The organism is Pedobacter sp. 01N416 (genome assembly GCF_056399685.1).
Genome location: NZ_JBFTRT010000301.1, coordinates 1 through 9897, shown reverse-complemented (window position 1 = coordinate 9897; position 9897 = coordinate 1). Strand labels below are relative to the sequence as shown.

Annotated in this window: 5 protein-coding genes; all 5 read left to right on the top strand. The window is 45.8% G+C overall.

The genetic code is table 11. The features are described from left to right. Positions 1-1028 precede the first annotated feature (1028 nt). A complete protein-coding gene (locus AC1DND_RS16675) occupies positions 1029-1139 on the top strand; it encodes a hypothetical protein (protein WP_477583290.1) in 111 nt (36 codons plus the stop codon). Positions 1140-3094: 1955 nt separating this feature from the next. Next, positions 3095-5443 carry a DUF5977 domain-containing protein gene (locus tag AC1DND_RS16670; protein WP_477583288.1) on the top strand — a complete coding sequence of 783 codons (2349 nt, stop codon included), beginning with the start codon at positions 3095-3097 and terminating at the stop codon, positions 5441-5443. After that, a complete protein-coding gene (locus tag AC1DND_RS16665; protein ID WP_477583286.1) occupies positions 5443-8472 on the top strand; it encodes a DUF6443 domain-containing protein in 3030 nt (1009 codons plus the stop codon). Before AC1DND_RS16670 ends, AC1DND_RS16665 begins: the two co-directional genes overlap by 1 nt. Positions 8473-8947: 475 nt before the next feature. Then, positions 8948-9358 (top strand): RHS repeat domain-containing protein, encoded by a 411-nt coding sequence (locus AC1DND_RS16660; protein ID WP_477583284.1) that lies wholly within the window; start codon positions 8948-8950, stop codon positions 9356-9358. Between the two features lie 264 nt (positions 9359-9622). Further along, positions 9623-9897, top strand: a 275-nt coding sequence (locus tag AC1DND_RS16655; protein ID WP_477583282.1) for a hypothetical protein, incomplete at its 3' end; no start/stop codon positions are given.

Sequence of the window (9897 nt, the reverse complement as noted above, 5' to 3'; positions counted from 1 at the left end):
GTATGAACAGCTGTTATGAGCTTGTCCGATCGCTAAAATATTAATCGTTACAACCAGATCGATCGAACTGGTTGTAATTGCATAAGCCAGGGTTGGCTGAACCTCATTCGTTAATTGTATATGTTGTGTAATTTACTGAATTTAATTTGTTATAGGTTGATTGGCAATGAAGCGAAAATTTGAAATTCGTAATATATTGGCGCGGTTGTAGACGCTAATACATATAGCTTTATTAAAGGATGTCAGCTTTTAAATGATAAAAAGTATAAGAGCGGAGCAGAAAAAGTCGGAGTCGACTATAATTAACTTATAGTAAAGCTTGGCAGAACTTCTGGGCTTTGTTATTTCTTTAGCAATCCAAGCCAGCTTGGCTTCGATTGCCCGTATGTGCCAGCGTGGACTTTGGAAAGCTGGCTTTTTACCTTACATGCAGTGATCCTGTTTGAGGCACTTTGCTTTTGTCAGATGCTTTCACATCTTATAATAAAATTGATTTTTTATATTTGAATATGAAGGAGTTTGCCTTGCATACCATCCTTAAAACAGATGGCAGATATTTGGAGATCGTTGACCAATTCCCTTCCGGAGCCTGGTATAAGCTGATGGAGTTGGAGGGTGACCATGTGATGGGCATTGATGCCAGGGTTATATCTGAGGGGATTGAGGCGGGGACGTGGGAGATTGTGGAGTGATTGTCCGGAAAGCTTTGGTTTGTTCAGTTTGTTAGGACTACAAGGAAATTGTGATTTCGAACAGTAGCCGGACGGATCACCTCCATTGGTCCTAAGGTGTTCTTATTTAATGAGCATATTGTTGCTGTAGATTTTGTTTGAAATTTATTTCGTTGTCCGGTAGAGCAGTCGCTAAAGCTGGCCTAGGTGGATATCCTATTGGGCAGCAGTCTGTCAACAGCATTGTCTAAATATGATTTCTATCCGGGAAATTTTATCCAGATGATCCATATAGTGGAAGGGTTGAACAAACTGGAACACTTTTTTGAGCAGCTGTCCCAGCGGTAGACCGAGGAAGTGGAATATAAGACCAATGCGATCAGCGGGATGCTGGAACCTTTGATTATCATCTTTTTAGGTCTGGTAGTAGGGGTAATCCTGATTGCGATGTACCTGCCGATGTTCTAGATGAAGGGTGCTTTTTTAGCGCATTATTTCTTCACTGGCATTTAATTGTTTGGATAGTTTTTGTAATTAAAACATTTTAGATATGATCGTATTGTATTCTGGCCTATAACCTCAAGACTGTTAAATTTTATCAAGATTTATTTCGTCGCATAAAGAGAGGGGTTGGTGTAAGATTTCAGATACAAATTAAAATTGTTGAAAGACGATTGAATTATTCCTATTTTAAGTTTGGTCATAAAAACTGATATGTTCGTGTAATTTTTTTGGTTTTGTTTTTTTTAAAATGGTATTTCGTGACATCTAAAATTATTAAACAAGTACAGATATGTCTCTCAGAACTTCCTCCTATTCCAGTTTTATTTTCTATCAGCAAGCTCTAAACAGGAATAATATTTCGTGATCTTTTTAATTGCTCGACCCAATTGATCAATAAAAGTACAGATGGCCTGGTTTGTCCAAATAAATATGGATTCATTTGCTATCCTTTTACTGATTGACCACACACTCCTGTTTCATCCAAATCTAATTATCATGAATTTATTTTAATTGATGTTCCTGCATCCCGATAAAACTGTCCAAAATCTATATTTAAACACGTTATGCTCAAAAAAATATTAGCATCAGTGGTGCTGCTTTTAGGCACACTATATGGTGTCCGCGCCCAGATTGACCCAAAATCTCTTTCCAGCATCACCAATGTGGTCCCTGCATCGCCTGACGTATCGGCAATTGCCCGCTATGGGGGAATTCCGATAAACAGGTCGACCGGTGCAGTTAATTACTCCTTACCGCTTGTGAATATATCAGCAGGGAAATTAAGCTATGCGCTAAGCCTATCTTACGGAGCGGAGGGGATCAAGGTAGATCAGACTGCGGCTCGAACAGGCCTGGGCTGGGTGCTCAACGGCACCGGGGTAGTCAGCAGGACTATTATGGACGAACCGGATGAGTTCGCGACAAGGATCACTGCCCCCTCCAGCCTTGCCCAGTCAAGAGCGCTGCTGGACTTTCTTGAAAAGGGTATAGAACAGACTGATGGTTTTGACAACCAGCCGGATGTGTTCTCTTTTTCGGTCAATGGAATCTCTGGAAAATTCGTACTCGATGCGCAGGGGAATGTCCAGCAGATCCCCAGGACTGCACTGCGTATAGAGACCAACTTCTCCGGCACTGGTTATAACATAAAAATCACCGATCAGGCAGGGGTTGCCTATTACTTTGGCGGGACCGCTGCAACTGAATATACCAAGACACTCAACAGCGGAGTGGGTTGCGGAAGCAACCGCCCGACATTGAATGACGGGGCGCCCACGGCCTGGTACCTGACCAGGATCGAGCATCCCCTTGGAAAGAACCCCGGTAGGGACAACCTGCAGTTCAGTTATACGCCGGTCACCTTTAGTTACCCTTCAGGTGTAAGCCAGACGCAGATCAGGACACCGTACAATACAACAGTGACGGGCTGTGATTTTGTGGGCGGGACCATCGAGGCCTGCGCGACGATACATGAAAATACAACCTGCGTAAGCAGCCTGCAGACCAATGGTTATTATTTATCCGGGATCACCTCAAGTGATGGCAGCAGGGTACAGCTCAATTATACGTCCGATCGGCTGGATCTGCCCGGTGATGTATCACTGACCGGGGTGGAGCTCTTCAATAGTCGAAATGACCGCATCAGAAAGTTCGTGCTCGACTTTGAGCAGGTACAGAGTACCAGTGCGATGCTCTCTCCCCTGGTTGGTTCCCCAACGGGTGCAACCTATAGGATGTACCTGAAGAAACTGACCGAATACGGAAGGACCGAGGTGCCACTTGGTAACCATGACTTCAGGTACTATCTGCCATCGGCTCTGCCCGCAAGGCTTTCTTTCTCCCAGGACCACTTCGGGTTCTTCAACGGGCAGCAGAATGCCAGTCTGATCGGTGCCCCGTCCTATATGCTCCCTACGCTGATGAACCCTTTCGAGACGGGTAACCGTGAGAGCAGTTCAACCCATTTTGCCTTTGGGATGCTGAGTGGTATAACCTACCCGACCAAGGGGCGGGACTCATTGGTCTATGAGGCCAATATTGTGCGTGAAAGTACCCTGGTGGAGCCGCCCTTACAGAACGTTCCTTTGAGTGTCCGCGGCGTTGGGCAATCCAGTTCCGTAACGGTGCAGTCGCAGGATTTTTATATTGCCTATAACCAGGTAACGGATCTGGGTTACAGTGTTGATACCTTCCAGGATACGGGTTATGAATATGATCCCCTGCATAACTTCGGAAGGATACAGCTTTATGATATCACCACAGGTACCTACGTTGTAAGCCTGTTGAAGGTCAACCCGCCAAATGTCAACAGTGTAAGGGTTGTGCTTACCGCCGGACACACCTACAGGTTTATACTTGCCTCGTTCGGGGATATCATAAGGACCGATGGATCGATCAGCTATAGGGACGGTGCGCCTACCATACAGATGGTCGACAAAGTGGTCGGGGGTGCCAGGCTTAGCCGTTCTATCAGCTATGACGGGAATACACAGGTATTGTACAAAAGCTACAAGTATACCGAGATTGATGGTGTCTCTTCCGGTGCCCGCGCCCAGTCCGCTCCGCAATACTACGGTGTGCTCAACAACAATAAGGATTGCTCCAGATATGGTCAGGTAGGTGGGTATACCGATTGCTGGGGCACTACATGTACTTATATTACGGGACATTCGAACAGCACGGTATCGTTGTTCGGGAGCATGGGTTCGCATGTTTACTATCAGTCCTGTCTGGAGAGCAATGGAGGGGATGATTTTGAAGGCGGTGGGATACAGACGAGGTATTCCTTCAGTCCTGAAAATCCTGCCCTGGTATTTTTGGGACAGGAGATCCAGAATACGCCGATGAGCAATTTTTCCTGGCAGAGCGGTGATGAGATCTATTCACTTCAGTTCAAGAAGAAAAATGGGGAGTTGATCAAAGTGAAGGAGACGGACCGTCACTTTACCATAGCGCCCGGACAGTCTGCGATCAGGGGATACGTGATCAAGAAGAACTTTAGCGTACGCTGTGTCTCGGATGTCCAGGTAGCGCCGGATGAGTGGGAGTTCGCTCCATACGACGCGGCCTATTATGAGCTGATCTCTGGCTGGAAATACCTCGATCAGGAAACGGTAACAGACTATGACCTCAACGGTGGGCAACCGGTTACGGTACAATCAAACTTTAACTACAACCCATCTACCCAACTGATGTCCTCAACAAATAGATTGTCAAGCGATGGCGGTACCCGGTCCACGGAGTATTTTTATAGTGCTGATTATGCATCGGTTCTCGGGCTGGATCCCGCACAGGCCTCAATACTCTCGCAGATGAGCACAACGGGCAATACCTCGGCACCGGTTTTAACCCTCAATAAGGTCAATGGAAACGTGGTAGAGGCTTCAAGGATAGACTATCAGTACAATCCGAAGACCAATCACATTGTAGCCTCTTCCATCAATGCCTTCAATACTGTTGGCCAGATCTATGAACCATCGGTACAGCTTATTGAATATAATGATGCGGACAGGCTGACGATGACCTCAAAGAGGGGCGCATCGCCTGTGTCTTATCATTGGAGGTCTGACAATACCAGTCCAAACGCCATGGCAAATAATGCCTCTCCTTCAGAGTTCTATTCAGAAAATTATGAGGAGGATCCCTTGGCGCTGGTGGGGCAGGCCCATTCAGGCAGCAGGTATACTACTGCCACCTCAATAAGCTGGCCTGCACCGAACGGAAAAACCTATCTCATTTCTTATTGGTACAGATTGTCCGGTAAATGGTACCAAACCAGGGCGGGCTATAACGGAGCTACTCATACCTTAAGCGGTGGGGATGCATATGATGACATCAATATTTATCCAGTCGATGCGCTGATAACCAGTTATACCTTTGAGCCGCTGGTGGGGATGACTGGACAGACCGATGCGAAAGGGTTATCGACATTTTATGARTACGATGGTTTTGGAAGATTGTCGCTGGTTAAAGACCAGAACGGTGATATTGTCAAGCATTTGGTCTATAATTATATTACTTCTGCAGTTGGTACTTATGGTAATGATCTGCTTAGCCAGGTATTTACGCGTAATAATTGCGCCACGGGACAGATACCCGGGCAGATAACTTATACTGTTCAGGCCGATACCTATACGGCTACCAGTAAATCCGCTGCCAATGCACTCGCACAGGCTGATATCAATACGAACGGTCAGGCCTATGCAAAGGTCTTGGCCGTCCTTTGCAGGCGGTACAGTGGCAGGGGAGTCCGGGCAAAAAAGATATAGTGCAGGTCAGCGAATACGATGCCTTTGGCCGGGAAGCGAAAAAGTACCTTCCCTATGCGGAGCAATCGGGAGCTGACGGTAGTTATAAAGCCACTGGCATTTCTTCCCTGGATGCTTATTACTCCCCTGGCAGCTGGGATGCCGGGGTGGTAAGGACAGGTTCGCCCTTCAGTCTGACAGTATTTGAGCCGAGTCCTTTGAATAGGACGGTAGAACAAGGAGCACCGGGGGCAGACTGGCAGCCGGTAACGGGAAGTACCGCTGGTCATACGGCAAAGATAGTGTACGGGAGTAATATCGCAAACGATGTGCTGATGTGGCAGGTCAGTGGGGCGGGCGCGTCGGCAGGGGCATATTTTCCTGCGGGCAGGCTTTATAAAACGGTGTCGATGGATGAGAACTGGGTTTCTGGCAATGCCGGTAATACCGAGGAGTATAAAGACCTGGAGGGAAGGGTAGTGCTGAGAAGGGTATACAAAAGCGATACCGAAAAACTGAATACCTATTATATCTATGATGGCCTTGGGAACCTGCGGTATGTGGTGCCCCCAGCGGTGACGGTCAACAGTTTTACCGAAGCGGATTCAGATCCGGTGTTCGGCTATTTTATATATGGTTACCATTACGATGGCAGGAGACGGCTGGTGGAGAAAAAGGTGCCGGGCAAGGGCTGGGAGTATCTGGTATATAACAAGTTGGATCAATTGGTTTATAGTCAGGATGCCAACCAGCGCAACAATCATCAGTGGAGCTGGACAAAGCGGGATGGTTTAGGCAGGGTGGTGCTGACAGGGGTTCAGAACGGGATTGACATGTCCAGGCAGACCCTTCAGGGTGATTATATTGATACGATGAGCGGTCAGCTCTGGGAATCGCGGACGGGATCAAGGTCAGAAGGTTATACTGCTGACACCCATCCAATGGCAGGGGAGGAATATGTTAACATAGAGTTTCACAACATGAACTATTATGACAATTACAGCTTTCCGGGCTATAACAGCAGTTATGCGGCGAGTGTTGCAGTAAGCTATAAACTGAACGGGCTTTTAACAGGAAGTTTCGTGCGTATACTGGGCAGTGCCACCAAACTATTGACGGTTACCTATTATGATGAGGACGGGAGGGTGAAGGAAACGGTATCCGATAACGCCAAGGGCGGCAAGGACCGTACGGTGAACACTTATAACTTTGCAGGAGAACTGACCTCAAGTGTGAGAACACATGAAGTTGGTGGTGCGGTAACCACCATTGTTTCTGGTTATGATTATGACCATGTTGGCCGTAAACATAGCACCAATAAGCAGATCAATAACGGCAGCGTAACCGGACCGAATATCGTGCTTGATGAATTTGTGTACAATGAAATAGGCCAGCTGGCCATGAAGAAACTGCATAATGGTATGCAGACCACTGGTATGGCCTATAACGAACGGGGCTGGCTGAAGAGCAGCATCAGCGGGGAGTTCAGTATCCAGCTGGACTACCAGGAGAATGGTGGCAACCAGTGGAACGGGAACATCAGCAGGCAATACTGGTCGCAGAATATTTCACCTTCAACCTCGCCTAATGTGTTCAGCTATGGTTATGACAAACTGGGCCGGTTGACCAGCGGAACGAGTACCGGGATCTACATGAGCGAGGTGCTGAACTACGACAATATGGGCAACATCAACCAGCTGGGCAGGAACGGCGGGGCAATGAACCAGTATTATTATAACGGGAACAGGCTGGATAGGGTAGACAATGTTGCAGGAACCTATGTCTATGATGCGAACGGAAATGCCACTACTGATGGCAGAACTGGGATGAGCCTGAGCTATAACCTGTTGAACCTGCCTTCTGGTGCCAGTGGAAACGGTAAGGTATTGAGTTACGTTTATGATGCCGGAGGCAGCAAGCTGAGAAAAGTCATAACAGAGAGCGGCTTGACCACTTCGAGGGAATATATTGACGGGATCGAATATGATGGGGACAATATCGACATTATCCATACCGAGGAAGGTGTGGCGCAGCGGAACGGCGATAACAGTTACAGTTACCATTATAACCTTTCTGACCATCTGGGCAATGTGCGCTATACCTTTGATGTTTACAATGGCCTGATCAGGCCGTTGCAGGTAGACAATTATTATCCTTTCGGCAAGCGCAATCCTTTAGCATCCGGAAATAATAAATATCTTTACAATGGAAAAGAGGCTCAGGATGAGCTTGGAGGACAGTTGGATTACGGGGCAAGGTTTTATGATCCGGAGATAGGCAGGTGGAATGTGGTGGATCCGCTGGCTGAGAAGATGCGTAGGCATTCACCATATAATTATGGTTTCAACAACCCGATAAGGTTTGTTGATCCTGATGGGATGGCGGGTAACGATTGGGTAAAGAAGGATAATCGTTGGACTTTTGATGATAACATTAAAACTGCAGAACAAGCAACTAATGCGGGTTACGATGATTATAAAGCACCAGGTTCTGTAGTAAAAGCGAAACTAGGGGATGATGGAGAAGTGGGTAGTGTATATTTAGGAGAAAACGCAGCAGATACACATTACGTATCAAGTAATCAAGAAAGTAGTATGAAAGATGCTTTAAGTTGGGCGTCAACTGCTTTAACAGCTGGTGGCGCAGGATTTGAACTGGCAGGAGAAAGCCACGTAACATCTTTATTTAAACAAGGAGTTCGAGGAGGGTCTTCTGGAAATTACACCTTAGCGGGAAGAAATCTTTCTTTGTTTGGTAACGCAAGCATGACTTCAGCATCAGCTCCTACAAGTGCAATGACAACTATCGGAACAGGGAGTGGTACAACTGCAACGGCTATTACAGTAGGGGTATTAGCTTATGAAGCTTATCAGGTTAACCAAGGTAAAATGGATGGAGGAAGATTTACCTATCACTTGGGAGCTGCCGCAACCTCTTTCGGTGTGGGAATGCGATATGGGGGACCCTATGGAGCCGTCGTTGGATTAAGTGCGTCATCAGCTGAATTTGCATATGACACATCGAATGTCATTCAATCAGGCAGCCAATAGATCCACTATAGTTCCCTGGGAAGGATATAACCATTCCTATATTCAATTAAAAAACGGGCGAACATTCACAATAACAAGCCTTTTGGTTCCAAATCTAAATTTGCCATTAGAAGCGAACAAGATAATTGTTAAACAAAATTTCTACAGATTGGCTAAGAAATATTAATTGTTCATGATTATACCTTTCCCCAGCTGGCAACATTGTGTATTTATTCGGTCAGCTGGTGTAGGCCTGTCGCTGGTCTCAAAATAGAAAATAAAACGCCCAGCAGTTTAAAAATATGGCACCAATACCTATAGCAGCTATGTCGGCAACCAGCTCAAAACAATCAGCGGGTTTACTAATAGAAGCTATGTCTATAACGAAAATGGAGTAGCACGCAACAGCAATGGAAGTTATAGCTATGAATATAACCTGTTGGACCATTTAAGAAATGTAAGGGCGAGTTTTCTGAAAAACCCGGTATCGGGTACAGTGGAACCGATACAGAGGGACGATTACTATGCCTTTGGATTAAGAAAACCTGCAAGTGGGGGGACGAATAAGTATCTTTATAATGGTAAAGAATTTCAGGAAGAACTTGAACAATATGACTATACAACGAGGTTCTATGATCCGGTGATCGGACGTTTTAAATCAGCGGATTTTTACTCGGAGTCTTTTCCTTGGATGAGTAATTATCAATATGGATCAAACTCTCCATCAAGTAAAATAGATTTAGATGGCTTAGAGGGGTTTAGTACTATTTTCTTGGAGAATACAACTTTTATGCCTGCGGAACTACCGATGGAGAATGCTGTAGGTAATTTAGCTAAGGCGGGCGGGGAAGTGAATGGTGCGCGCATCTCAATACCGACTGAAGTGGTATTTGGGGGCATTAATTGAAACAGTTAGGCAAATATAACATTTCAGCCGCTACTAACATTGGTATATGGAGTATAACAATGTTTAAGCAATAAGTTCAGTTTCAAAACTATTATCTACGAAAATTTCGTCACCTCAAAACGCACGTTCATGTTAAAAAAAGCATCGTTCATCAAAAAGATTTCCCAAAATTTGATTTTTATCCGATTTTGACGCACGGATTAATATGTTCCGGAGAACACTTCGCAGACATCGCAAACCGCTCATCAATCATTACAATATTTCATGAAAAACCTAAAAGCTCTTTTTAAGCTCATCTGTCTGGCTGTGCCTTTGTTCCAGATTGGCATATCCAATGCGCAGATTGTCAATGTAAGCCAGTTGTCTGGGGCGGCGACGATCAATATCCCGGTGTATACGATTACTCGAGGGAAAATTGCTGTACCAATTTCACTTTTTTACTATGGTAACGGGGTAAGGGCAAAGGATATTGAAGGCGCTGCGGGGATGAACTGGCAGCTTTCGGCCGGAGGGGTGATTACCCGCGAACTGAGGGATGT